The sequence below is a fragment of the Microbacterium sp. STRO-1N genome (genome assembly GCF_057748015.1).
Window position 1 is genome coordinate 2,934,389 of record NZ_CM173234.1, and the last position, 24,930, is coordinate 2,959,318.

Annotated in this window: 17 protein-coding genes, 1 tRNA gene and 3 rRNA genes; 6 read left to right on the top strand and 15 right to left on the bottom strand. The window is 65.4% G+C overall.

The annotated features are described in order from the left end of the window. Positions 1–32 precede the first annotated feature (32 nt). Both AC3ANJ_RS14425 and AC3ANJ_RS14430 read left to right on the top strand, forming a co-directional pair. Positions 33–1,430, top strand: a complete 1,398-nt coding sequence (locus tag AC3ANJ_RS14425; RefSeq protein WP_488316896.1) for a glucose-6-phosphate dehydrogenase — start codon at positions 33–35, stop codon at positions 1,428–1,430. A gap of 55 nt (positions 1,431–1,485) precedes the next feature. Continuing rightward, a complete protein-coding gene (locus AC3ANJ_RS14430; protein WP_488316897.1) occupies positions 1,486–2,163 on the top strand; it encodes a YqaJ viral recombinase family protein in 678 nt (225 codons plus the stop codon). 3 nt (positions 2,164–2,166) lie between these two features. On the opposite strand, the gene AC3ANJ_RS14435 is transcribed toward AC3ANJ_RS14430, so the two are convergent. Next, positions 2,167–3,057: a LysR family transcriptional regulator ArgP gene (locus tag AC3ANJ_RS14435; protein WP_488316898.1), complete on the bottom strand. Its 891-nt coding sequence runs from the start codon at positions 3,055–3,057 to the stop codon at positions 2,167–2,169. Between the two features lie 73 nt (positions 3,058–3,130). Here AC3ANJ_RS14435 and AC3ANJ_RS14440 point away from each other — a divergent pair, with 73 nt between their 5' ends. Further along, positions 3,131–3,805 carry a LysE/ArgO family amino acid transporter gene (locus tag AC3ANJ_RS14440; RefSeq protein ID WP_488316899.1) on the top strand — a complete coding sequence of 225 codons (675 nt, stop codon included), beginning with the start codon at positions 3,131–3,133 and terminating at the stop codon, positions 3,803–3,805. A 37-nt stretch (positions 3,806–3,842) separates the two neighbouring features. On the opposite strand, the gene AC3ANJ_RS14445 is transcribed toward AC3ANJ_RS14440, so the two are convergent. From AC3ANJ_RS14445 to AC3ANJ_RS14475, 7 genes are all read right to left on the bottom strand, one after another. Continuing rightward, positions 3,843–4,193, bottom strand: coding sequence for an iron chaperone (locus AC3ANJ_RS14445; RefSeq protein WP_488316900.1), 351 nt, complete (start codon positions 4,191–4,193; stop codon positions 3,843–3,845). Positions 4,194–4,283: 90 nt separating this feature from the next. Continuing rightward, positions 4,284–4,400: ribosomal RNA gene (rrf, locus tag AC3ANJ_RS14450) — 5S ribosomal RNA — on the bottom strand. A gap of 119 nt (positions 4,401–4,519) precedes the next feature. Continuing rightward, positions 4,520–7,624: ribosomal RNA gene (locus AC3ANJ_RS14455) — 23S ribosomal RNA — on the bottom strand. A gap of 388 nt (positions 7,625–8,012) precedes the next feature. Continuing rightward, positions 8,013–9,539, bottom strand: a 16S ribosomal RNA gene (locus tag AC3ANJ_RS14460). Together the 16S, 23S and 5S rRNA genes form the textbook arrangement of a ribosomal RNA operon. 722 nt (positions 9,540–10,261) lie before the next feature. Further along, positions 10,262–10,951: a 50S ribosomal protein L1 gene (gene rplA, locus AC3ANJ_RS14465; protein ID WP_406249248.1), complete on the bottom strand. Its 690-nt coding sequence runs from the start codon at positions 10,949–10,951 to the stop codon at positions 10,262–10,264. Between the two features lie 11 nt (positions 10,952–10,962). Beyond that, complete coding sequence (rplK, locus tag AC3ANJ_RS14470) at positions 10,963–11,394, bottom strand: 50S ribosomal protein L11 (protein WP_376180735.1); 432 nt, start codon at positions 11,392–11,394, stop codon at positions 10,963–10,965. A 140-nt stretch (positions 11,395–11,534) separates the two neighbouring features. Beyond that, positions 11,535–12,473 (bottom strand): helix-turn-helix transcriptional regulator, encoded by a 939-nt coding sequence (locus AC3ANJ_RS14475; RefSeq protein ID WP_488316901.1) that lies wholly within the window; start codon positions 12,471–12,473, stop codon positions 11,535–11,537. 122 nt (positions 12,474–12,595) lie between these two features. On the opposite strand from AC3ANJ_RS14475, the gene AC3ANJ_RS14480 reads away from it, so the two are divergent. After that, positions 12,596–12,994 (top strand): VOC family protein, encoded by a 399-nt coding sequence (locus AC3ANJ_RS14480; protein ID WP_488316902.1) that lies wholly within the window; start codon positions 12,596–12,598, stop codon positions 12,992–12,994. Positions 12,995–13,060: 66 nt separating this feature from the next. On the opposite strand, the gene nusG is transcribed toward AC3ANJ_RS14480, so the two are convergent. From nusG to AC3ANJ_RS14495, 3 genes are all read right to left on the bottom strand, one after another. After that, entirely contained in the window at positions 13,061–14,086 is a 1,026-nt protein-coding gene (gene nusG / locus AC3ANJ_RS14485) for a transcription termination/antitermination protein NusG (RefSeq protein ID WP_488316903.1), read from the bottom strand. Between the two features lie 47 nt (positions 14,087–14,133). Next, positions 14,134–14,397 (bottom strand): preprotein translocase subunit SecE, encoded by a 264-nt coding sequence (secE, locus tag AC3ANJ_RS14490; protein ID WP_376180731.1) that lies wholly within the window; start codon positions 14,395–14,397, stop codon positions 14,134–14,136. Between the two features lie 40 nt (positions 14,398–14,437). After that, positions 14,438–14,510: transfer RNA gene (locus tag AC3ANJ_RS14495), tRNA-Trp, on the bottom strand. Between the two features lie 154 nt (positions 14,511–14,664). Between AC3ANJ_RS14495 and AC3ANJ_RS14500 the strand changes: the two genes are divergently transcribed. Together AC3ANJ_RS14500 and AC3ANJ_RS14505 are read left to right on the top strand one after the other, a co-directional pair. Next, on the top strand, positions 14,665–16,482 hold the full coding sequence (locus AC3ANJ_RS14500; protein ID WP_488316904.1) for an HSP90 family protein: 1,818 nt from the start codon (positions 14,665–14,667) through the stop codon (positions 16,480–16,482). A 26-nt stretch (positions 16,483–16,508) separates the two neighbouring features. Further along, positions 16,509–19,307 (top strand): tetratricopeptide repeat protein, encoded by a 2,799-nt coding sequence (locus AC3ANJ_RS14505; protein ID WP_488316905.1) that lies wholly within the window; start codon positions 16,509–16,511, stop codon positions 19,305–19,307. Between the two features lie 31 nt (positions 19,308–19,338). On the opposite strand, the gene poxB is transcribed toward AC3ANJ_RS14505, so the two are convergent. The 4 genes from poxB to AC3ANJ_RS14525 all read right to left on the bottom strand — a co-directional run bounded on the left by poxB (position 19,339) and on the right by AC3ANJ_RS14525 (position 24,916). After that, positions 19,339–21,063, bottom strand: a complete 1,725-nt coding sequence (poxB, locus tag AC3ANJ_RS14510; protein ID WP_488316906.1) for a ubiquinone-dependent pyruvate dehydrogenase — start codon at positions 21,061–21,063, stop codon at positions 19,339–19,341. 73 nt (positions 21,064–21,136) lie between these two features. Then, positions 21,137–22,561 carry a GntP family transporter gene (locus AC3ANJ_RS14515; RefSeq protein WP_488316907.1) on the bottom strand — a complete coding sequence of 475 codons (1,425 nt, stop codon included), beginning with the start codon at positions 22,559–22,561 and terminating at the stop codon, positions 21,137–21,139. A gap of 40 nt (positions 22,562–22,601) precedes the next feature. Continuing rightward, the gene (locus AC3ANJ_RS14520; protein WP_488316908.1) at positions 22,602–23,492 is read right to left on the bottom strand and encodes an NAD(P)-dependent oxidoreductase; all 891 of its coding nucleotides are present in this window, start codon (positions 23,490–23,492) and stop codon (positions 22,602–22,604) included. Between the two features lie 20 nt (positions 23,493–23,512). Continuing rightward, complete coding sequence (locus tag AC3ANJ_RS14525; protein WP_488316909.1) at positions 23,513–24,916, bottom strand: four-carbon acid sugar kinase family protein; 1,404 nt, start codon at positions 24,914–24,916, stop codon at positions 23,513–23,515. Between the last annotated feature and the right edge of the window lie 14 nt (positions 24,917–24,930).

Consider the following 24,930-nt stretch of genomic DNA (forward strand, 5'->3'; position numbering starts at 1 on the left):
GGCGAACGCCGCCGACGTCTACTGTGAGGCCCATGCGCGACGCGACGGTCCTGGAAGATGCGGTTTCCGACGATGCGACGACCCTGGTCATCTTCGGCGCCTGCGGCGATCTGAGTTCACGACTGCTGCTCCCGGCGCTCGGCCAATTGCTCACCATCGAGGAGTCGCGCAGGATCCGCCTGATCGGCGCGGATCGCGAGGACTGGACCGACGATCAGTTGCGTGACATCGTGGCGACGTCGTTCTCGAGCGCGGATGCCGGGGCCGCCGTCGACCAGCTGTCGATCGAGTACCGGCACTGCGATCTGATGCAGTCGGACCAGGTTCGCTCGCTGCTGGGCGAGCTTCCGGAGCGCTCCGCGCTCTACTTCGCGGTACCGCCCTCGGTCGCCGCGACGGCGTGCGCGTCACTCTCCTCGGACGACCTCCCCGCCGGGACGATGCTGGTGCTCGAGAAGCCCTTCGGCACCGACGAGGCCAGCGCTGCAGAACTCAACGCGATCCTGGCGCAGCTGGTTCCCGAGCGTCAGGTGTTCCGCGTGGACCACTTCCTCGGGCGCTCGACGACGCTGAACCTGCTCGGCGCGCGATTCGCGAACCGACTGCTCTCGCCGGTCTGGTCCGCCGAGCACATCGAGTCGGTCACGATCGTCTTCGACGAGAGCCTCGGGCTCGAAGGCCGCGCCGGTTACTACGACGGCGCCGGCGCCATGGACGACATGATCCAGAGCCATCTGCTGCAGGTGCTCGCCGTGCTCGCGATGGAGGAACCTGCCACCCTCGACGAGATCGACTTCCGCGAGGCCACCACCGCGGTGCTGCGTGCCACGCGCGTGTGGAACGACGACCCCGAGTCGGCATCGCGGCGGGCGCGTTACACGGCGGGGACGGTGGGCACCGCGACGATGCCGTCCTACGCGGACGAGCCGGGCGTCGACGCCGCGCGCGGCACCGAGACGCTGGCCGAGGCCACGTTCGAGGTGCGCAACGCACGGTGGGCCGGAGTCCCGTTCACTCTGCGCTCCGGGAAGGCCATCGGCGACCCGCACCAGCTCGTGTCGGTCCGCTTCCGTCCTGTCCGGCATCTGCCGTCAGGATTCACGGGGACCGCAGACGGAGCGGAGCTGCGCTTCTGGCTCGGTCCGGACCGCATGGATCTCGAGATCAACGTCAACGGAGCCGCCGACCCGCTCGAGCTCGAACGGGCGACGCTGTCCACGGAATTCGGCGAGGGCGCGTTGCGCGCGTACGCCGAGGTCCTCTCCAGCATTCTGGACGGAGACCCGATGCTGACGGTTCGCGGCGACGCCGCCGAGCAGTGCTGGCGGATCGTCGATCCGATCGCGCGCGCCTGGGAGAATGACGAGGTGCCTCTCGAGGAGTACGAGGCCGGATCGGCGGGTCCGTCGTCCTGGGCGACATCGCGCTGAGCTTGCGGCGGTGGGTCGTCTCTGCGGCGTCGGCAGTCGGGGTTATGGTCTATTGGTGACCCCCGAACTCCAAGCGCGCATCATCGCGGACTCCCGCGATCGCGTCGCCTGGCTCCGTGCCAGAGCACGAGGGATCACCGCGACCGATGTCGCCGGTCTCTCCGGCGAGAAGTCGATCGCCCGCGCCGCCGACTCCAAGCTCGGTCACGGCGCGCGATTCGGCGGCAATGCCTACACCGATCACGGGCGGCGTCGCGAACCAGAGATCGCCGCCTGGGTAGCGGCCACCCACGGCATCCAGCCCTCGTCCGCACTGTTCCGCGCCGAACTCGAGCACCGCCACCTGGCGACGCCGGACGGCATCATGGAGGATGCGACCGGCCGTGTGACGCTGGCCGAGATCAAGACCACGAACAAGGACTGGCGGACGATCCCGCGCACCTATCTGCGTCAGGTCTGGTGGCAGCAGCATGTGCTCGGTGCCGACCGCACGCTGTTCGTCTGGGAGGAGCACGACCAGTTCCGGCCGATCCACGACGAACCCCGATGCGTGTGGATCGACCGTGACGACAAGGAGATCGGGCGACTCGTCCATATGGCGAACCGACTGATCGACGAGCTCTACCACCGCACGACCGGGCAGCAGCCGCCATCCAGGACCGCACCGGTGGACGACCGGCGCAAGGCTCTGCGGGAGCGGGACATGTTCCGCGCTCTCGCCCTCTCGGACTGATCCTCAGCGCTCGAGAACCTGCATCGCCTCGGTCGAGATCTCCGCGGCGATCGCGTCGAGCAGGTCGGAACGCAGGTTCCACTGCTGCCAGTACAGCGGAACCCGCACGATCTGCCCGCCCAGCCGCTGAAGGCTGCCGGAGTCCGTGGCATCCGGCGCCTGCAGCGCCGGCACCATCCCCCAGCCGAGACCGAGCTCGACGGCCTGCGCATAGTCGTGGGACGCCGGCACGTAGTGCCGCGGGACTCCCACCTCGTTCACACCATGAGCTGCGAGCCAGCTGTGCTGGAGGGAGTCGCGCCGATCGAAGTCGACGAACGGTGCGCGACGCAGCGCCTCCGGCGTGACCCCCTCCGCGAACCAGCGCTCGACGTACTCGGGCGTCGCCATCGCCTCGTAGGCCAGCACGCCGAGGCGTGTGACCGTGCAGCCGGCGACCGGCGAGTCCTCGGACGTGACAGCGGCCATCACCGTGCCCGACTCGAGCAGCCGCGCCGTGAAGTTCTGATCGTCCCGGTGGAGATCGAAGTCGATGCCTCGATCACGCGCCAACCGCGCCAGCGGGGGCAGGAACCAGGTCGCCATGGAATCCGCGTTCACCGCAAGCGGCACGGCGACCCGCGACTGCGCGGAGTCGTCGAGCCCGAACCCCGCCAGGGCATCGTGCTCGACGAGAGCGACTTGGCGTGCGAGACGCACGATCGCCTCACCGGCGGTCGTCGCCGTCGCAGGGCGACCCCGGATGATGAGCACGCGTCCGAGCTGCTCTTCCAGGCTCTTGAGCCGCTGGCTGACCGCGGACGGCGTGACGTTGAGCACCCGGGCGGCCTTGTCGAGACTGCCCGTGTCGACGATCGCGGCAACCGTCGCCGCCGCATCGAGCGGAATACTCATCACATTAGACACTCTAATGGAGCCTTACAGACCTTCACTGTACCTGAAGAAGCCCTCGTCATAGCGTGGAAGCATGCTCTCCTTGCTCGCCGGTCTCGGCCTCGGCCTTTCGCTCATCATCGCCATCGGCGCACAGAACGTGTTCGTGCTTCGACAGGGCATCCGACGCGAGCACGTGCTCGCCGTCGTGATCATCTGCGCGGCGTCGGACGCGGTGCTGATCGTGGCGGGTGTTGCCGGCCTCGGATTCCTCCTCGAGAGTGCACCTCTGCTCGTCGACGCGGCTCGCTGGCTCGGTGCGGCGTTCCTGCTCGGCTACGGCGTCCTCGCTGCCCGGCGAGCGTGGCGCGGAACCGGCGAGGGGCTCGATGCCGGCGACGGAGTCGAGCGGGATGCCGGAATCGAGACCGGGTCCGGTGCTGTGACGACCCGCGTCGCGACCACGAAGAAGGCGCTGGCGCCGGTCGTTCTGACCGCCCTCGCGCTCACATGGCTCAATCCGCATGTGTACCTGGACACGGTGCTCATGCTGGGCTCGATCGCCGCCACGCACGGCGACGCCCGATGGCTCTTCGCTGCGGGTGCGGTCGCGGCGAGCTGTCTGTGGTTCACCGCACTCGGATTCGGCGCCCGCTATCTGGGACGCGTGCTGCGCACACCCCTCGCCTGGCGGATCCTCGATGCGGTGATCGCGATCGTCATGGTCGGCATCGCGGTGAGTCTCGTCCTGCCGGTCCTCACTGCATGATCGCGCCCGCTGTCGATTGCTGAACCTGGCGGCCGGGTCAGCCGAGCCCGTCTATCTCGTCGCGCCGTGCCGTCACGATCGCGCGGATCGCTTCCCCGGAAAGCGGGTCCTCCGCCTGGAACGTGATCGTGCCCTTGCCGCCGACGTGGCGTACGAGCTGAGCCGAGACGGCGCTCACGACGGATGCGCTGAACGGATAGAGCCCGAAGTGCTTCTTCGTCCGCTTGACGGAGATCAGCGGACGTCCACGATACGTGAGAGCCGGCATCCCGTAGCCGACGCCCTGTACGGCGTCCGGTGCAAGCTCCTGTGCCAGCGCGTAAACGCGTTCGATGGCAACGCGATCGGGCTCGGAAAGGGTCTCGAGATAGTCATCGACAGTGCCCATGGGCCCATCCTGACATCTCGGCCGCACGCGGCGCGAGCCTTAACGCAAAAGAGGCCACTCCAGCATTGGAGTGGCCTCTTTTTAAAAGAAGTCCGGCGGTGTCCTACTCTCCCACAGGGTCCCCCCTGCAGTACCATCGGCGCTGTGAGGCTTAGCTTCCGGGTTCGGAATGTAACCGGGCGTTTCCCTCACGCTATGGCCGCCGAAACACTATTGATGTTTCAACAAAAACCTAAAGACACACGTGGTGCCTGTAGGGTTCTCGACCGTACATCGAGAACCACAAAGTGGACGCGTAGCAAATCAATCAATCGTTGATTCGAAGTGTTATCAAGTCATCGGCTTATTAGTACCAGTCAGCTGCATGCGTTGCCGCACTTCCACATCTGGCCTATCAACCCAGTAGTCTGGCTGGGAGCCTCTCACCCGAAGGTATGGAAGTCTCATCTTGAGGCCGGCTTCCCGCTTAGATGCTTTCAGCGGTTATCCATCCCGAACGTAGCTAATCAGCGGTGCTCCTGGCGGAACAACTGACACACCAGAGGTTCGTCCAACCCGGTCCTCTCGTACTAGGGTCAGATCCTCTCAAACTTCCTACGCGCGCAGCGGATAGGGACCGAACTGTCTCACGACGTTCTAAACCCAGCTCGCGTACCGCTTTAATGGGCGAACAGCCCAACCCTTGGGACCTACTCCAGCCCCAGGATGCGACGAGCCGACATCGAGGTGCCAAACCATGCCGTCGATATGGACTCTTGGGCAAGATCAGCCTGTTATCCCCGAGGTACCTTTTATCCGTTGAGCGACAGCGCTTCCACAAGCCACTGCCGGATCACTAGTCCCGACTTTCGTCCCTGCTCGACCTGTCAGTCTCACAGTCAAGCTCCCTTGTGCACTTACACTCGACACCTGATTGCCAACCAGGTTGAGGGAACCTTTGGGCGCCTCCGTTACTTTTTGGGAGGCAACCGCCCCAGTTAAACTACCCACCATGCACTGTCCCTGAACCGGATTACGGTCCGAAGTTAGATATCCAGAGTGACCAGAGTGGTATTTCAACAATGACTCCACATGAACTGGCGTCCACGCTTCAAAGTCTCCCACCTATCCTACACAAGCCACACCGAACACCAATACAAAGCTATAGTAAAGGTCACGGGGTCTTTCCGTCCTGCTGCGCGTAACGAGCATCTTTACTCGTAATGCAATTTCGCCGAGTTCGCGGTTGAGACAGTTGGGAAGTCGTTACGCCATTCGTGCAGGTCGGAACTTACCCGACAAGGAATTTCGCTACCTTAGGATGGTTATAGTTACCACCGCCGTTTACTGGGGCTTAAATTCTCAGCTTCGCCTTGCGGCTAACCGGTCCTCTTAACCTTCCAGCACCGGGCAGGCGTCAGTCCGTATACATCGTCTTGCGACTTAGCACGGACCTGTGTTTTTAATAAACAGTCGCTACCCACTAGTCTCTGCGGCCTCCAAACGCTTTCGGAGCAAGTCCTAATACGTCGAAGGCCCCCCTTCTCCCGAAGTTACGGGGGCATTTTGCCGAGTTCCTTAACCACGATTCTCTCGATCTCCTTGGTATTCTCTACCTGACCACCTGAGTCGGTTTGGGGTACGGGCGGCTAGAACCTCGCGTCGATGCTTTTCTTGGCAGCATAGGATCATCCACTTTTTATCCGCATCGTGTCTCAGCCTGTATGAGAGACGGATTTGCCTATCTCTCGGCCTACGCACTTGCACCAGGACAACCATCGCCTGGCTTGGACTACCTTCCTGCGTCACACCTGTTAATACGCTAGCCGCACCAGAACGGGTTCGTACGCTAGGCCCAGAGCGTCACCCCGAAGGGATCAGTCACTGGGATTCAGATACTTAGCACTACTGGATTAGCTTGGGCGGTTCTTCGCCGGTACGGGAATATCAACCCGTTGTCCATCGACTACGCCTGTCGGCCTCGCCTTAGGTCCCGACTTACCCAGGGAAGATTAGCTTGACCCTGGAACCCTTGGTCTTTCGGAGGACGTGTTTCTCACACGTCATTCGCTACTCATGCCTGCATTCTCACTCGTGTAGCCTCCACGGCTGGTTCACACCGCCGCTTCGCTGGCCACACGACGCTCTCCTACCCATCAATACGGCTGGACCACGAAGGCCTACCAAAAATATCAATGCCACAACTTCGGTGGCGTGCTTGAGCCCCGTTACATTGTCGGCGCGGAATCACTTGACCAGTGAGCTATTACGCACTCTTTCAAGGGTGGCTGCTTCTAAGCCAACCTCCTGGTTGTCTAAGCAACTCCACATCCTTTCCCACTTAGCACGCGCTTAGGGACCTTAGATGGTGGTCTGGGTTGTTTCCCTCTCGACTATGAAGCTTATCCCCCACAGTCTCACTGCTGCGCTCTCACTTACCGGCATTCGGAGTTTGGCTGACGTCAGTAACCTTGTAGGGCCCATCGGCCATCCAGTAGCTCTACCTCCGGCAAGAAACACGCAACGCTGCACCTAAATGCATTTCGGAGAGAACCAGCTATCACGAAGTTTGATTGGCCTTTCACCCCTATCCACAGCTCATCCCCTCAGTTTTCAACCTAAGTGGGTTCGGTCCTCCACGACGTCTTACCGTCGCTTCAACCTGGCCATGGATAGATCACTTCGCTTCGGGTCTAGGACATGCGACTGAATCGCCCTATTCAGACTCGCTTTCGCTACGGCTACCCCACACGGGTTAACCTCGCCACATATCGCTAACTCGCAGGCTCATTCTTCAAAAGGCACGCTGTCACCCCTACTAAGGAGGCTCCAACGGTTTGTAAGCAAACGGTTTCAGGTACTATTTCACTCCCCTCCCGGGGTACTTTTCACCTTTCCCTCACGGTACTTGTCCGCTATCGGTCATCTGGGAGTATTTAGGCTTATCAGGTGGTCCTGACAGATTCACACGGGATTTCACGGGCCCCGTGCTACTTGGGATCCTCTCCACGCCAGAACACATGTTTCGACTACGGGGCTGGCACCCACTACGGCCCGCCTTTCAAGACGGTTCGTCTACACGCTTCTGTAACGCCACCAATTCGGCAGAACTGGTAGGAAAGTCCCACAACCCCGAACATGCAACTCCTGCCGGATATCACACACACTCGGTTTAGCCTCATCCGCTTTCGCTCGCCACTACTCACGGAATCACATGTTGTTTTCTCTTCCTGTGGGTACTGAGATGTTTCACTTCCCCACGTTCCCTCTACCCGCCCTATATATTCAGACGGGAGTCACTAGGTCGGCACGCCGCCCAGCGGGGTTTCCCCATTCGGACACCCTCGGATCAAAACTTGCTTATCAGTTCCCCGAGGCTTATCGCAGATTGCTACGTCCTTCTTCGGCTCCAGATGCCAAGGCATCCACCGTTTGCTCTTAAAGACTTGAAATCACATTGAGTTCGAATCGTCAAAAAATTGACTAATGATCTTTAAGATCATCTTCATGAACCAACCCCGAAGGATCGGTCCAAAGATGCTCGCGTCCACTGTGTAGTTCTCAAAGTACGGGCGGTACCCCTCACGCAACCCCCCACAAGGGGAAACGACAAGAGGCCCAGAGGATTCAGACAAAACGTCTGGCCCCTCAGGACCCAACAGCGTGCAGACACCCCGCTCACCAACCCCCGCATTCCAACCAACCCGAAGGCCGGCGTACTAGCAGAAATCAGCTGCGCTGATGTCATGTCAAATGTTCCACCCATGAGCTCCCAGCGAAGAACGTATGCCTTCGAACTGGGTTCTGGACACCCCCGAAGAGGTGTCAGATGCTCCTTAGAAAGGAGGTGATCCAGCCGCACCTTCCGGTACGGCTACCTTGTTACGACTTAGTCCTAATTACCGATCCCACCTTCGACAGCTCCCTCCCACAAGGGGTTAGGCCACCGGCTTCAGGTGTTACCGACTTTCATGACTTGACGGGCGGTGTGTACAAGACCCGGGAACGTATTCACCGCAGCGTTGCTGATCTGCGATTACTAGCGACTCCGACTTCATGAGGTCGAGTTGCAGACCTCAATCCGAACTGGGACCGGCTTTTTGGGATTCGCTCCACCTTACGGTATCGCAGCCCTTTGTACCGGCCATTGTAGCATGCGTGAAGCCCAAGACATAAGGGGCATGATGATTTGACGTCATCCCCACCTTCCTCCGAGTTGACCCCGGCAGTATCCCATGAGTTCCCACCATTACGTGCTGGCAACATAGAACGAGGGTTGCGCTCGTTGCGGGACTTAACCCAACATCTCACGACACGAGCTGACGACAACCATGCACCACCTGTTCACGAGTGTCCAAAGAGTTGACCATTTCTGGCCCGTTCTCGTGTATGTCAAGCCTTGGTAAGGTTCTTCGCGTTGCATCGAATTAATCCGCATGCTCCGCCGCTTGTGCGGGTCCCCGTCAATTCCTTTGAGTTTTAGCCTTGCGGCCGTACTCCCCAGGCGGGGAACTTAATGCGTTAGCTGCGTCACGGAATCCGTGGAAAGGACCCCACAACTAGTTCCCAACGTTTACGGGGTGGACTACCAGGGTATCTAAGCCTGTTTGCTCCCCACCCTTTCGCTCCTCAGCGTCAGTTACGGCCCAGAGATCTGCCTTCGCCATCGGTGTTCCTCCTGATATCTGCGCATTCCACCGCTACACCAGGAATTCCAATCTCCCCTACCGCACTCTAGTCTGCCCGTACCCACTGCAGGCTGGAGGTTGAGCCTCCAGATTTCACAGCAGACGCGACAGACCGCCTACGAGCTCTTTACGCCCAATAATTCCGGATAACGCTTGCGCCCTACGTATTACCGCGGCTGCTGGCACGTAGTTAGCCGGCGCTTTTTCTGCAGGTACCGTCACTCTCGCTTCTTCCCTGCTAAAAGAGGTTTACAACCCGAAGGCCGTCATCCCTCACGCGGCGTTGCTGCATCAGGCTTTCGCCCATTGTGCAATATTCCCCACTGCTGCCTCCCGTAGGAGTCTGGGCCGTGTCTCAGTCCCAGTGTGGCCGGTCACCCTCTCAGGCCGGCTACCCGTCGACGCCTTGGTGAGCCATTACCTCACCAACAAGCTGATAGGCCGCGAGCCCATCCCAGACCGAAAAATCTTTCCAAACGTTGACCATGCGGTCACGTCTCATATCCAGTATTAGACGCCGTTTCCAGCGCTTATCCCAGAGTCCGGGGCAGGTTGCTCACGTGTTACTCACCCGTTCGCCACTGATCCACAAGAGCAAGCTCCTGCTTCACCGTTCGACTTGCATGTGTTAAGCACGCCGCCAGCGTTCATCCTGAGCCAGGATCAAACTCTCCGTAAAAAAGAAATGCATACCACCACGGGGAAAACCGCGACAGCAGCGAGTTTGAAACTGACCAAAGAGACAAAATCAACTGACTTCATCCGAATGCCAACCCCCAACAAAGAAGGTTGGTCTTTGATCCAAAGGAATTCTCACCCCCACCGAAATGGAGACGAGGATAATTTGGCATTTGACAAGTGCACGCTGTTGAGTTCTCAAGGATCAGACGCTCCCCCGACCCAGCCTCACGACCAGGCCCGAAGGGCAACTTCTCTATCTTATCCGTGCCGTTCAGCTTGTCAAATCGACATGCCGTGCGGCCCAGAACCAGAGGTGATGAAGCGAAGCGTTAGAGCTTCGAGACAACTTCTCTAGCTTATCCGTTTCGCGGTGCCTGTCAAATCGGCGCTTGAGGATCGAAGATCCGCTGCGCAGCCGGTGACTGCGTACCACGAGGTGGATCCCCCATCCTAGACGCGAACGTCCGGACTCTCAAGAGTGAGAAGGATCGGGGTGGTTCTCCGCTTGAGGGGGGTGAGGCTCTCGGCCTTTCCGCTTCCCTGTGGGGCGAACAAGTAATAACTTACGCGGGATCCGGGGGTCGGGCAAATCCGGGCGATCCCATGGCGTGTCGCGCCGGATTCCGCGGGCCGACGGCATCCATATCCCCTCCTCGCCGGCACCGTACGACGAAGGGCCCCCGCCGGAGCGGGGGCCCTTCGAAGAAGCGAGTCGTCGACTCAGATGGCGTTGACATCCAGCGGGATGCCGGGGCCGAACGTGGTCGACACCGCACCCTTCTGGATGTAGCGGCCCTTCGCGCTCGACGGCTTCAGACGCACGATCTCCTCGAGCGCTGCACCGATGTTCTCGTTGAGCTGCTCGGAGGTGAACGACGCCTTGCCGACGACGAAGTGCACGTTGGCGTGCTTGTCGACGCGGAACTCGATCTTTCCGCCCTTGATGTCCTCGACGGCCTTGGCCGGGTTCGGCGTGACCGTTCCGGTCTTCGGGTTCGGCATCAGGCCGCGCGGACCCAGCACCTTGCCCAGTCGACCGACCTGGCCCATGAGCTCGGGCGTGGAGACGGCAGCATCGAAGTTGGTCCAGCCATCGGCGACCTTCTGGATGAGCTCGGCGCCGCCGACCTCATCAGCGCCGGCCGCGATCGCAGCCTCGGCCGCTGGGCCGGTGGCGAACACGATGACGCGGGCGGTCTTTCCGGTGCCGTGCGGCAGGATGACGGTGCCGCGCACCATCTGGTCCGCCTTGCGGGGGTCGACTGCGAGCTTGAGAGCGACCTCGACGGTCGAGTCGAACTTCGCCGAGCCGGTTTCCTTGGCCAGGGCGACAGCCTCAGCGGGAGTGTAGAAACGGTCTGCCTCGATCTTCTCGGCGGCAGCCTGGTAAGCCTTGGACTTGGTAGCCATGATTATTCTCCTCAGCCCTCGACCGTGATGCCCATGGAGCGGGCGGTGCCGGCGATGATCTTCGAGGCTGCCTCGATGTCGTTCGCGTTGAGGTCAGCCTGCTTGGTCTCGGCGATCTGACGGACCTGGTCCTTCGTGATCTTGCCGACCTTGACCGTGTGCGGCGTGGACGAGCCCTTCTGAAGACCGGCGGCCTTCTTGATGAGCTCCGCGGCCGGCGGGGTCTTCAGGATGAACGTGAAGCTGCGGTCCTCGTAGACGGTGATCTCCACGGGGATGACGTTGCCGCGCTGCGACTCGGTCGCGGCGTTGTACGCCTTGCAGAACTCCATGATGTTGACGCCATGCTGACCGAGCGCGGGGCCGATCGGCGGCGCCGGGTTGGCTGCACCGGCGTTGATCTGAAGCTTGATCAGGCCGGTCACCTTCTTCTTCGGTGCCATTCTCTTTCCTTTCGTCGAATCGGATGCCTGGGCATCCGTTTCTCCCACAGGCCCGGCATCTCCGGGGCGTGGTCGTCTGCGCGCACACCGAAGCGGCACACAAACCAGCCAAGTCTACCTGATCGGATCGAGTGCCGTGCTCACCCGACGTCAGCCGCGTAGAGTGCGGCGATCCGCTCCCCCAGCGTCTGCAGCGCTTTGCGCACCTCCGGCGGCTCGACGACCTCGGCGGCTCCGGTCCAGCCGGCCAGTTGCTCCGCCAGTGCGTCGATGGTGTGCGCACTCACCTCGACGAAGGCGGCCCCCTCGGCATCCGGTGCCCGCATCCGCGCCTGGGCTCCGAAGCGGTCGCACAGCGCGCGGACCGCCCACGGCTGAACACGCACCACGGCGCGCACCGTCCCACGCATGTCCTCGACGCGCTGAACCATCTCCGACCACGCGCGACCGCTGTCGAAGTCCGACGGGGCCGCGCCGCGGAGGGGAAGTATCTGCAGTGCGCGGACCCGATCGATCCGGTACGTCCGCACTCGGGCAGGGTCGGCCGTTCCGTCATCCAGCGGGGGCGCCGCGAGCAGGTACCACGTCGATCCGCGGCTGCCGACGACGAGCGGAACGGTGTCGGTCTCCGCCAGGCCGTGCGATCCGTCGTATTCGATCCGGACCTGACGCATCCTTCCGATCGCGCGTTGGAGCTCCGCGAGCGTCGCCGCTGTCGCAGGGTCCACTTCTCCCCACGGCACGTCCCGCACGGTCGCCGCAGCCACACGCTGGACACCGTCCCGGAACGAGGCGGGCACCGCACGGACGAACTTGCGAATCGCAGCGACGCGCTCGGGGTCGGATCCCGTGCTCTGCGCGATCGCGATCAGGAGAGCGGTCGCCTCGCCCTCGGTGAGCCCGGTCAGGTCGGTGCGCGCGCCGCCGATCAGACGCCAGCCGCCTCCTCGCCCTCGAGTCGAGTAGATCGGGATGCCGGACATCGCGAGAGCCTCGAGATCACGGCGGGCGGTGGGCACGGAGACCTCGAGTTCGGCCGCCAGCTCGGCGGCGGTGATCTGCGGACGCCCCTGCAGCACGAGCAGCGCCTGGATCAATCGGTCGGCACGGATGTCGGAACTCGCTTTTCTGAAGTGATCAGTTGGTGATCACTTCACCGTCGAGCATAGAAGAAACACCCACGAACAAGGAGAAGAGACAGATGTTCCGAGGACTCGCCAATCTCAACCTCGTCGCCGAGGACATGCCGGCCGCCGTCGCCTGGTACAGCACGGTGTTCGATTCGGCGCCGTACTTCGTTCGGCCTGAGCAGGGCACCGCACAGTACGCCGAATGGCGGTTCGGCGACGACGAGGACGAATTCGCTCTCATGGACGCCCGATTCCGCCCCGCGCTCGCGCAGCCGGGTGGCGCACTGGTCAGCATGCATGTCGATGACATCCAGGCGAGCGTCGATCGCCTGACCGCGCTCGGCGCGACGACGTTCGACCCTGTCACGCAGCGCGGTGAGGGCTGGTGGTCGGCATCGGTCAGCGATCCGTTCGGCAATCTGATCGGACTGATCCAGAGCCCCCACTGGGCGGCCCAGCACGCCGGCTGACCGGCATCCGCCCGCATACGAGAACGGCCGCCCCGATCGGGGCGGCCGTTCCTGTGAGAGCTGGTATCAGATCATCTTCGTGACCTGGTCGAAGCTGAGCTCGACCGGGGTCTCGCGCTCGAAGAGGGAGACGAGCACCGTGAGCTTGCCGCTCTCGGGCTTGATCTCGCTGATCGAACCGGGAAGACCCGCGAACGAGCCCTCCTTGATCGTGATGGTCTCGCCGATCTCGAAGTCGACCTCGGCGGCGACCGGACGAGCGACGGCCACGCCGCCCTTCGACTGGACGTTCTTCGCGGTCGGGACGTCCTTGACCTCGACGAGCGACTTCAGCATGTTGAAGGCCTCTTCGAAGCGCAGCGGCGTCGGGTTGTGGGCGTTGCCCACGAAGCCGGTGACACCGGGCGTGTGGCGGACGACGGACCAGGTGTCCTCGTTGAGCTCCATGCGCACCAGCACGTAGCCGGGGATGCGCACGCGGGTGACCATCTTGCGCTGGCCGTTCTTGATCTCGACGACGTCCTCCATCGGGACCTCGACCTGGTAGATGTCGTCCTCGACCTCGAGCGTCGACTTGCGCTGCTCGATGTTGGCCTTCACCTTGCGCTCGAAACCGGCGTAGGAGTGGATGACGTACCACTTGCCCGGCAGCATCCGCAGATCGAGACGGAACTCCTCGTAGGGGTCCGCCTCCTCGTCGCCGTCCTCGCTGTCGGCGGCGCCGTCTTCGTCGCCGTTCACGTCCGGGCCGTCGTAGGGACCGACCTCGTCGGCCTCGGCGGCCTCGCGGTCGGCAACCTCTTCGGCAACCGAATCGTTGATGACCTCGGCCGCTGCCTCTGATTCGGCTGCTTCATCCAAGTTGAGAGCGTCGTTCACGATCGCGTCCGCCTCCGGGTCGTCGATGTCGATGTCGTCATCCGTGTCGTCGTCCTCCTGGTCATCGCCCTCGACATGCAGGGCGACATGCTCGGCCGGAGCGACGGAGGCCTCCTGAGCGGAGAGGACATTGCCCTCCTGCGCTTCGTCGTCCTCGCTGGACTGCTCCGCCGCGGTCGCCCAGTCGGCGTCGTCGGAATATCGTTCAGACACGTTTATTCTTTCCATTCACTGCGGCGCGAGCCGCGGGATTGGGGCTCTTACTGCGGAACCCCGAAGACCTGAGCCGTCAGCCACGAGAAGGCGGTGTCCAGGCCGTAGACGAAGGCCATCACGATCACCACGAAGACGAGGACCACACCGGTGAACTTGAAAAGCTCCTTGCGCGTCGGTGTGACGACCTTGCGGAGTTCGCCGATGACCTGACGGAAGAACAGCGCGATACGGCCGAAGAAGCCGAGCTTCTTGACACTGGCTGCGCCGCCTGCCGCGACGACTTCGCCGCGCGGTTCGTCCTGATCCATCCTGAATGTACCTTTCGTGTGCCAGCGTGGCGCTGACGCGCAGGGCGGACAGGAATCGAACCTGCAACCTGCGGTTTTGGAGACCGCTGCTCTGCCAATTGAGCTACCGCCCTAGAGACCGTGTGGCCCCTGGATCCGCATCGCTTCTGCACCCGTGGGCACGGCGAAACAATGCAGACAACTGCCTCACCAGTGTAGGGCATCCTGCGGGCCGCGGCGAACCGGGGCCCGCCTGTTAGGCTCGTCAGTCGGTCGAGGGAGGGCGCTTTGCACGGGGAGATCCAGCAGTTCCAGGTCGATCTGCGGGGTGTCGTGGATCTGCTGAGCAGGCACATCTATTCGAGTCCGCGCGTCTATCTGCGCGAGCTCCTCCAGAATGCGCGCGACGCCATCACGGCGCGCTCGGAGGTCGACCGTGCCGGCGGCACGATCCGCATCACCCCGCTCACCGAGGCATCCGGCGAGTTCGTCCTGCGCGACGACGGCGTCGGACTGAACGCGACCGAGGTGGCCGAGCTCCTGGCGACCGTCGGGCGCAGCTCCAAGCGCGACATCTTCGATCTACCGCGCAGCGACTACCTCGGACAGTTCGGAATCGGCCTGCTCAGCTGCTTCATGGTCGCCGACACCATCGTGATCCGCTCGCGCAGCGCGCGCGGCGGCGCGAGCGTCGAGTGGACGGGCAGCGCGGACGGCACCTTCCAGGTCGCCGAACTCGACGAGGAGCTCCCGATCGGCACGAGCGTGCACCTGATCCCGCGCTTCGACACCGACGATCTGCTGCGTCCGGCCGCCGTGCGCGAGCTGGCGACCGTCTTCGGCGAGTTCCTGCCGGTGCGGGTCGTGCTCGAGACCGAGGGCGGCGACGTCGACATCACCCGCCAGGCCCCGTTCCTGGACGCTGCGAGCGATCCGGATGCTGCGGTGCAGTACGGCAGGGATCTGCTCGGATCCTCTCCGCTGGATGTCATCGAGCTGTCGGAGCCCGCCACCGGCACGCGCGGCCTCGCCTACGTGCTTCCGTTCGCTCCCCCACCCGGCTCCCGCCAGGCGACCCGCATGTACCTGGGCCGGATGCTGCTGTCCGAACGAGCCGACGACGTCCTGCCGGATTGGGCGTTCTTCGTCAGAGCCGTCGTCGACTCCACCGGTCTCGCGCCGACGGCCAGTCGCGAATCGCTCGTCGAGGATGCCGCGCTGGAACGCGTCCGAGAGCAGCTCGGCGCCGGCATCCGGCGCTGGATCCTCGAGCTGGGTCTTCGTGAGCCGCATCGCCTGGCGCAGTTCGTGGCGATCCACGAAGTCGGGCTCAAGTCGCTGGTCCGCCACGACGAGGAGCTCGCCGCCTTCATCACGCGCTGGCTGACCATCGAGACCACGCACGGAAGCATCCGCATCGGCGACCTCGTCGAGCGGTTCGGCCACCTGCGGTACGCGCAGACGGTCGACGAGTTCCGACAGGTCGCCGGGATCTCCCCGAGCGCCGAGGTGCTCGTCAACGGCGGCTACCTGTACGACGCCGATCTCATCCGCATGATTCCCGACCTGTACCCGCACGTGACCGTCGAGAAGGTCGACGTCACGGGCGAACTCGACCGCCTCGACCCGCCGCCGCTGGACGATCGCGCTGCCGCGGTCGCGCTCGAGGATCGGGCCGGCGCCGTGCTCGCGGCATCCGATTGCTCCGTCGTGGTGCGATCGATCGACCGACCTGAGCTCCCCGGTCTGTACGTCGCGGACCCGGAGGTGCTGCGTTCGCTGGACCGCAGCCGGACCAAGGGGATCACCGGAGCCCTGTGGGGCGGCGTGCTCGCCCGCATCGACGACACCCTCGCGGCCGGCCGAGAGGACGATCTGAGTGCCCGGTTGTGCCTGAACTGGTCCAACCGCGTGGTCCGCTCGCTGGTCGGCGTCCGCGACGACGCCGTGTTCTCCCGCACGGTGCAGCTGCTCTACATCCAGGCGCTGCTGGCGGGCCACCACCCGCTCTCGGATGCCGATCGCACGCTCATGACCACCGCACTCGCGGACCTCGTCTCGCTCTCCGCCGGGCTCGACGTCGACACGATCGACGACCCGCGCTGACCACCGCCGCCGCAGAAGGGTTCCCCATGGCACGTCCCAAGAAGCAGTTCCAGCAGCTCCTCGAAGAGATCGACAGCACGCCCTGGGGGCCCGCGGAGCAAGCGCTCGTCGCTCAGGCGGTGACGCTGGCGCAGGAGATCGGCGACGACCGCCTCGAGTACCAGGCCAGGATGCGCCAGACCGCCTCGGCGAACATGGGCGGCGCGACCGACGTGATGCTGAACTCCTTCGCGTGGTGCCTGGCACGGCACGATGCCGACCCGACGCGGTTCCCCGCCGACATCGACAACGGCGGCGCCGACCTGATGTGGCAGTTCAAGTGGATGGCGTCGGCGCTGCGCTCCTCCCCCGCGTTCTCGCAGGACCAGATCACCGCCGTGCTCGACGACATGGAGGCGCACTACCGCCAGGCCGGTCTCGGTATGAGCGGGGTGCTCACCGCGCGCTTCGAGGACGCCTGGGATGCCGGTCGCACCGAGGACGCCGAGCGACTGCGCGTGCAGTTGGAGGCCACTCCGCGGGACGAGCACAGCCATTGCGATGCCTGCAGCCGCAGCCAGGTGGCCGGATTCTTCGTCGACACCGATCGGGATGCCGAGGCGATCCGTCTGGTCGAGGAGATGATCGAGGGCGGCTTCTCCTGCGGCGAGGAGCCGGAGCACGCTCTCTCGCGCGTTCTGCTGCCGTATCTGCGCGCCGGTCGCTTCGACGAGGCCAAGACGGCGCACCTGCGCAGCTACCGCCTCGCCAAGGACAACCCCGACAATCTTACGATCGTCGCGAACAACATCGTCTTCTGCGCCGTGAGCGGCAACGAGGCCCGCGCCCTGTCGGTGGTCGAGCGCCACCTGGGCTGGCTCGCGCACGACGGCCTGAACGTGGATGCCCACTTCACCGCGCTCGGTGCTTTCGCGTTCGCGCTGGACCGCGTCTCGGCGGCCGGGCACGGCGCGACTCCGGTGCGCGGTGCGGATGCCGCCGGGCTGGTGCCGTTCTTCGGCGAGCACGATGGTGTCTGGTCGGCCGCCGAACTGGCCGCCGCCAGTTGGGCCGCAGCCGAGCGCATCGGCGCCGAGTTCGACGCACGCGACGGCGGCGACGCGCACGCCGACCGGCTGCGCCGACTGCGCGGTCTCGCCGACACGAGCTTCGATGTCCCGATCCGCTCCGATGCCTTCGTCGAGCCGGTCTCGGCCGCGTTCCCGGCGGATGCCGACGCCTGGTTCGATCGCGTGGTCGAGCTCGCCGACTACGGGGCAGAGGCCGAGACGATGGCTGCTCTGCCGCATGCCTTCGGCGTGACGGATGCCGAGAAGCAGGCGCGCCTGCACTCGGTGCGTGTCGCGGTCCTCGTCGCCGGAGAACGTCTTGAGGAGGCGCGAGCGGTGCTGCCAGAGCGCATCGCCGCCCTTCGTGCGGCCGGCGACGACGCGCAGGCCGATCTCGAGGAGCGCCTTCAGCTGGCGACGTTCGGCGACGCCGCACCCGAAGCCGTGGCCGCGCTCGATCGCGAACTGGCCGACGATGCGGCCCTGCCGCCCCGTTCACGCGGGGACCTGGCGATCAGCCGCGCCTCACTGCATCTGAAGACGGAGGAGTACGACGCCGCGCTCGATGTCGCAGAGCGGGCCCACCGGGCGTTCGCCGAGGCCGACGATGCGCGCCACGTGCACGCCACGAGCCTGCTGGCGATCTTCGCGCTGCTGCAGAGCGAGCGCCTCGAGCGCGCCCTCGGACACCTCGACCGTCTGCTCGCCGAGGGGAACCTCGGTGCGGGGCACCGCGCTCGCGCCCTCGAGATCCGCGCCCGCATCCGCGGCGGCCAGGGCGACTTCGCCGCCGGTGCGACGGACGCGGATGAGACATGCCGTCTGCTCGCCGGGCTCGGCGCCGACGGTGCCCTGGCAGCGACCCACATGCTCGCCGGCGCGCTCTGGGAGGACGCCGGCGACGCGGACAAGGCCGTGACCCGCTACCGGACCGCCGCTCACCTCGTCGGCCGCGAGGGCGGAGACCTGTCCGGCATCGACTTCCGCCTGGCCAGGGCCATGCTCTCGGCGGGTGACGCCGCGGAGGCGGCCGAGCTCTTCGGCGACGTGCTGCGGCGCGAGGAGGAGGCCGAGGTCCCTGAGGGATCGCGCGCCATGACGGTCATGATGCTCGCCCGTGCGCTGGCGGCATCCGGTGAGTTCGGCCAGGCCGTCGGCGCCTTCGGCTACGGCGCCGAGCTGTTCGGCGCCGCCGATGAGGGACCGGATCAGGCCATGGCTCTCAGCGAGCAGGCGAAGATCCTCGCGCGCTTCGAGGAGCACGACGACGCCATCGAGCTGCTCGAGAACGCCGCCGAGATCGTCCGGCGGTCTCCGGACGCGGTCGGAGCGCTCAGCGAGGTGCTGCACAACCTCGCGCAGGCGTACGCGGGACAGCAGGACGAGCGCGCGTTCGCCCTGTTCGACGAGGTCGCAGCGCTGGCGACGCAGCACGAGGCCGGGTGGCTGCTGGCGGACGTCACCGACTCCCGTGCCCGCGCGTTCGCGAGCCTGGGTCGTGTGGATGAGGCGGTCGCAGCGGCCCTCACCGCAGCGGACGGATTCCTGACGCTCGGCGATGCCGGAGCGGCCGGCGGTTCGGAGCTGTTCGCCGCGCGCGTGCTGGCCGGGAACGAGCGCGCTGTGGACGCCGTCGCGATCTATCGCACCGTGCTGGAGCACGGTGCCGGGATCCCGCCGCTGCGGCAGGTGGCGGCTCTCGAGCTCGGCGACGCCCTCGAGGCCCTCGGTCGCGTCGCCGAGGCCGCGGAGGCGCGCGCTATCGCGGAGGCGTGAGCCCGTTCTGGGGGTCCCGCTCCTGGGGCCCTCAGAACAGCTGGCGCCAGTTCGCGCGCGCGAGGTCCAGCAGTTCGTCCCCGCGTCCGGACATGACGGTGCGGATCGCGTACAGCGCGAATCCCTTGACCTGGGCAGCTTCGATCGCCGGCGGCATCGACAGTTCCTGCCGCTCGGTGACCACGTCCAGCAGGGCAGGACCGTCGTGGTCGAGGACCTCGCGCACGGCATCCTCGAGGTCATCACTGTGCTCGACCCGACGCGCGAAGATGCCCATCGCGCCGGCCACAGCGGCGAAATCGGGATTGACGAGATCCGTGGCGTAGGTGACGAATCCGGCTGCCTTCATCTCCAGCTCCACGAAGTTCAGCGAAGAGTTGTTGACGACGATCGTCTTCACGGGAAGCCGGTTCTGCGTGAGGGTGAGGAGCTCGCCGAGCATCATCGATAGCCCCCCGTCACCGGCGAGCGCGACGACCTGACGATCGGGGTGCGACGCCTGAGCGCCGATGCCGTGCAGCAGGGCATTGGCCATCGACCCGTGCGTGAACGAACCGATGAGGCGCCTTTCCGCGGTCATCGTCAGGTATCTGGCCGCCCACACGGTCGGCGACCCGACGTCCGCCGTGAAGATCGCGTCGTCCGCCGCGTGCTCGTTCACCAGCCGCGCGAGATACTGCGGGTGGATCGGGTTCCTGCCGCGTGAGGGCACCGCGAGATCGTCGAGCTTCGCGCGCGTCCTTCGGTAGTGCTCGACGGAGTCGTCCAGGTGCGAGCGGTCCTTCTTCTCCGCGAGACGCGGCAGGAGCGCCTCGGCGGTCGCCCCGGCATCCCCGACAAGTCCCAGATCGAGCGGATGCCGTTTACCCAGCTGCGCACCGCGGATGTCGACCTGGATCGTGGTGGCGTCGTCCGGGTAGAACTGCGCGTACGGGAAGTCGCTGCCGAGGATGAGGATCGCATCTGCGGCCTCCATCGCCCGATAGCCGGAGGCGAAGCCGAGCAGTCCGGTCATCCCGACGTCGAACGGATTGTCGTGCTCGATGAACTCCTTGCCGCGGAGTGCGTGCACGATCGGCGCGCCGAGGCGATCGGCGAGCGCGATGACCTCGTCGTGCGCACCCTCGACTCCGGCGCCGGCGAGGATCGTGACCTTGCGGGCGGCGTTCAGCAGCGCGGCCGCCCTCTCCAGCTCGTTCGCGCTCGGAACGACGACCGGCCTGGCGTGCTCGATCACGGTCGCCCGATCGGATTCGATGTGGGCGAGCGCGACGTCGCCGGGGATCACGAGCACGGCGACGCCGCGCTGCTCGATCGCGTTGCGCATGGCGATCTCGAGCAGACGCGGCATCTGCCGCGGGTCTGCCACGTACTCGGCGTACACGCTGCATTCACGGAAGACGTCCTGCGGATGCGTCTCCTGGAAGTAGCCGGTGCCGATCTCGGTCGTCGGAATATGAGCGGCGATCGCCAGCACCGGCACACGCGAACGGTTCGCGTCGTAGAGCCCGTTGATGAGGTGGAGGTTGCCCGGCCCGCACGAGCCGGCGACGACCGCGAGTCCGCCGGTGGTGGCGGCATCCGCTGCCGCGGCGAAGGCTGCGGTCTCCTCATGGCGCACGTGCACCCAGCGGATCGTGCCGTCCTTGCGCAGGGCGTCGGTGAAGCCGTTGAGGGAATCGCCCGGAATGCCGTAGACCCGTTCGATCCCGTTGGCGCGGAGTGTCTTGACGATGTTCTCGGCGACGGTGACCATGTCTCCGACCATACGCGTCACCCGCCGGTCGATCGAGGTCTCGACCGAGCGGCGGGTGCGATCCGCGTCGGGGTCAGCTCGTCGGAATGACGGCGTACAGCAACCAGGTGAGGAGGAATCCTGCCACGCCGAGCACGGTCGTGAGCGGGGTCCAGGTCCGCAGACCGTCCTTGACCGACAGGCCGAGATAGCGCGTGACCACCCAGAAGCCGGAGTCGTTCACGTGGCTGAGCCCCAGTGCGCCGTAACCGATCGCGATGGCGACGAGAGCGATGTGGATCGTGTCGAGGCCGAGGACCGCGACCGTCGGCAGCAGCAGCCCTGCCGTCGTCGTGATCGCCACGGTGGCCGATCCCTGCGCCGCTCGCATGATGAGCGAGATGAGGAAGGCGGCCAGCAGCAGCGGCATCCCTGTCCCGGCCAGGACTTCGGCGACGGCACCGCCGATGCCGGTCTCGGTGAGGATGCGGCCGAAGGCACCGCCGGCACCCGTGATGAGGATGATCACGGCCGCACTCGGGAGAGCGGATTCCATGACCTCGCCGAGCTTGGCTCCCGACCAGCCGCGGCGTACGCCGAGCAGGAACATCGCGGCGGCGATCGCCACCATGAGGGCGAAGATCGGCTGGCCGATCATCGAGAGGAAGCCGTTCCAGAACGTGCCGGGGGCGAAGGCCGGCGCAACGGTCGTGCCGAGCATGATCAGCACGAGCGGCAGCAGGATGATCGTCAGCACCGTGTAGGCGCTCGGCGCCTTCTCGCCCTCGCGCAGCCCGCTGTTGGGTGATGAGTCCTCGGATCCGAATCGGTCGAACATCTCCTTGGTCGCCTCGATCATCGCGAACTCGCGTCGGTTGATGAGCTTCGCCACGAGGTACGAGAGCACCGCGAGCGGGATCGAGATGAGCAGTGAGAAGATCAGCACCCAGCCGATGTCGGCGCCGAGGATGGTCGCACCGCCGACGATGCCGGGGTGCGGAGGGACGGCGACGTGAACCGCCAGCATGATGCCCGCCACCGGCAGCCCGAATCTGATCGGATTGAGCCCGGCGATCTTCGAGAACGCGAAGATGATCGGCACGAGGATGATGAATCCGGCATCGAAGAACACCGGGATGGCGAGGATCCCGGCGGCCGCCACGAGGGCGATGCCGACGCGCTTGGGGCCGAGCCACGACGTGAACTTGCCGGCGAGCGATTCGGCGCCGCCGGACAGCTCGATGATCTTGCCGAGCATCGAGCCGAGCGCGACGAGCACGGCGACGGAGCCGAGGGTGCCTCCGACGCCGGCGATGATCGCCTGAATGATGCCGAGTTGCTCCGGAGCGGTGTCCGTCGCGGGGATCGTGGTCATCGGCAGTCCGGCCGCGAGGCCGACCACGATCGAGACCAGGATGAGGGCGTAGAACGCCTGCATCTTGAAGCGGATGATCAGCAGGAGCAGCAGGGCGAGGCCTGCCACTCCGATCGCGATCAGAGCGGGAAGAGGGAGCGTCATCGAATCTCTTCTTTCCGGCGCATGCGCCGTACGGTTCGGGTCAGGACAGTCGTTCGGGGGCGATCACGCGGATCACGGCCGAGTCGTCGTGGGCACCGAGGCCCTGCGCCTCGCCGAGCAGGAACAGTTGCTCGGCGGCAGCCGCGACAGGGGTGGACAGATGCGCCCGACGCGCGGCGTCCCCGACGATGCCGAGATCCTTGACGAAGATGTCCAGGCGGCTGAGCACATCGGCGCCCTCCTCCTCGTACGCCTGCAGCGCGCGGGGTCCGCGGTTGCCGAGCATGAAGGAGTTCGCTGCGCCGGCGGTCAGCGCCTCGAGCGTCTTCTCGCGGTCGAGTCCGAGCGCATCGGCGAGAGCGAGGGCTTCGGCCGCTGCCGCGATGTGCACGCCGCACAGGAGCTGGTTCACGGTCTTGAGCGCCTGACCGTCGCCAGGGCGCGCCCCCACGATCGAGAGCGTCGAGGCGAGCTGCTCGAGGATCGGGCGGGCGATCTCGAGCGCATCCGGTGTCGCGCCGACGACGATGAGCAGGTCGCCTTCGCCTGCGCGAACCGGTCCTCCGGACAGCGGCGCGTCCACGAGGTGCGCGCCGTGCTCGGACAGACGCGCGGCGACGTCGGCGATGCCTTCGGTGCCGACCGTGCTGGTGAGAATCACGACGGACCCGTCGGCCAGATGCGCCGCGAGTCCGCTCTCGCCGAAGAGCAGGTCGTCGAGCTGCGCGCCGGTGCGCACGGCCACGAGCACGGCCTGCGCATCCGCGACGGCCTCGGCGGCGGATGCTGCGGGTGCGACGCCCTTCTCGGCCGCGATGGCGACGCGTTCGGAGGCGATGTCGAATCCGCGGACGGTGAAGCGCTCGGCGAGGCGGGTCGCCATGGGAAGCCCCATGGCTCCGAGCCCGATGACGGCGACGGTGGTGGTCATCTCGATTCCTTTCAGGAAGATCAGTGCGTGTCGGCCAGCGTCGCGACGACGCGGGCGAGGGAGTCTGCGACGCCGACGTTGCCGGCGAAGACGATGTAGGGGATGCCGACGGCAGGGCCGGTCTCCGGCTGCCAGAGCGAGACGATGCCGGGGAGCATCGGACCGAGCACCGTCGCCCTGCGGATCTCGAGCGCCTCGCTCGCGACGTCACTGGAGGTGATGCCGCCCTTGGCGATCACGAAACGTGGCGGGGCGATCGCGAGGACTCGGCGGACCAGCTCCACGACCGCGCTGGAGACCTGTCTGGCGATCTCGAGGCTCGCCTCTCCCGTCGCGCCGGTCACGAGCCCGCGGGTGGTGTGGACGATGACGGTACCCGACTCGAGCGCCTCGGCGACGGCGCGCGACTGGGCATCCAGGTGCGCTTCGCGGCGTTCGTCGATGAGGCTGCGCACGTCGAGTTCGATGGTCGCCGTCTCGGGCCTGGCACGGCGGAGCTCGTCGAGCTGCTGCGTCGTGAGCGGCACGTGGCTGCCGACGACGACCAGTCCGCCTCGGTGATGGGCGAACGGGATGCCCTCGGGGTCGACGGGCTGCGCGATCTCCTGTCCGATATGGGCCCGCACGTAGGGCGGACCCACGCGCAGCAGGACGCCGCGATCGCCGAGGGCGTTCAGAGCGAGCGCCACGACGCGCATGTCGGACTCCTCGACGACGTCGACGGCGACCACGGTGCCGGCCGTCAACGCGCGCAGGAACGACGTCACAGCGTCGATGCCGGATCGGATGATCCCGACCGTGAGTGCCGCGACGTCGGTGGCGGGGATGCGCCCGGAAGTCTTCTCGGCCACCCAGTCGCGCAGGTCGGACGAGGAGAACCCGAAGGTCGCATCCTTCGCGAACGGTGTCTCGCCGACCGGTGTGGCCTCGCCGTCGACGACCCAGTAGTGCACGGAGTCGACCGTGATGCGGCCGGCCTCGGGGAACGCCGGCACGAGGAGCGTCAGCTCGGGTGCTTTCGCGCCATGCGCGGCGATCTCGGCCGCGAGCACGTCGGTCTCGAGCGGGAAGTGTCCGCGCAGCGTCGAGTCGCTGCGCGAGACGAATGTCACGTGGCGCCCTGCGGCCTCGGCCGCGGCAAGCGCGACCGCGACGATCTCGCAGTTGCGACGGGCGGCGGTGTCCTCGTCGAGCGAGCGCGTGTTGGTCAGCACGTACACGGCGGCCGCACCCGTCGCGAAGGCGCCGTCGAGGTCTTCGCGCTCCCAGCGGGTGAGCACCGGGAGGTGCGCGACCGATTGCGTACCGGTGGGATCGTCATCCAGTACCACGAGCACGTCCCGGGGATCGCGCGCGTCCGCGACGTCCGCGGCATCGATCGCGACCGGGGCGGGCAGAGGCGCGAGCAGCGCGTCAATGTGCACGGGAACTCCTTCGT

Coding starts and splice junctions, on each gene's coding strand:
- AC3ANJ_RS14425 (WP_488316896.1), top strand. CDS start 33: ATGCGCGACGCGACGGTCCTGGAAGATGCGGTTTCCGACGATGCGACG.
- AC3ANJ_RS14435 (WP_488316898.1), bottom strand. CDS start 3,057: ATGAGTATTCCGCTCGATGCGGCGGCGACGGTTGCCGCGATCGTCGAC.
- AC3ANJ_RS14440 (WP_488316899.1), top strand. CDS start 3,131: ATGCTCTCCTTGCTCGCCGGTCTCGGCCTCGGCCTTTCGCTCATCATC.
- AC3ANJ_RS14445 (WP_488316900.1), bottom strand. CDS start 4,193: ATGGGCACTGTCGATGACTATCTCGAGACCCTTTCCGAGCCCGATCGC.
- rplA (WP_406249248.1), bottom strand. CDS start 10,951: ATGGCTACCAAGTCCAAGGCTTACCAGGCTGCCGCCGAGAAGATCGAG.
- rplK (WP_376180735.1), bottom strand. CDS start 11,394: ATGGCACCGAAGAAGAAGGTGACCGGCCTGATCAAGCTTCAGATCAAC.
- AC3ANJ_RS14480 (WP_488316902.1), top strand. CDS start 12,596: ATGTTCCGAGGACTCGCCAATCTCAACCTCGTCGCCGAGGACATGCCG.
- secE (WP_376180731.1), bottom strand. CDS start 14,397: ATGGATCAGGACGAACCGCGCGGCGAAGTCGTCGCGGCAGGCGGCGCA.
- AC3ANJ_RS14505 (WP_488316905.1), top strand. CDS start 16,509: ATGGCACGTCCCAAGAAGCAGTTCCAGCAGCTCCTCGAAGAGATCGAC.
- poxB (WP_488316906.1), bottom strand. CDS start 21,063: ATGGTCACCGTCGCCGAGAACATCGTCAAGACACTCCGCGCCAACGGG.
- AC3ANJ_RS14515 (WP_488316907.1), bottom strand. CDS start 22,561: ATGACGCTCCCTCTTCCCGCTCTGATCGCGATCGGAGTGGCAGGCCTC.
- AC3ANJ_RS14520 (WP_488316908.1), bottom strand. CDS start 23,492: ATGACCACCACCGTCGCCGTCATCGGGCTCGGAGCCATGGGGCTTCCC.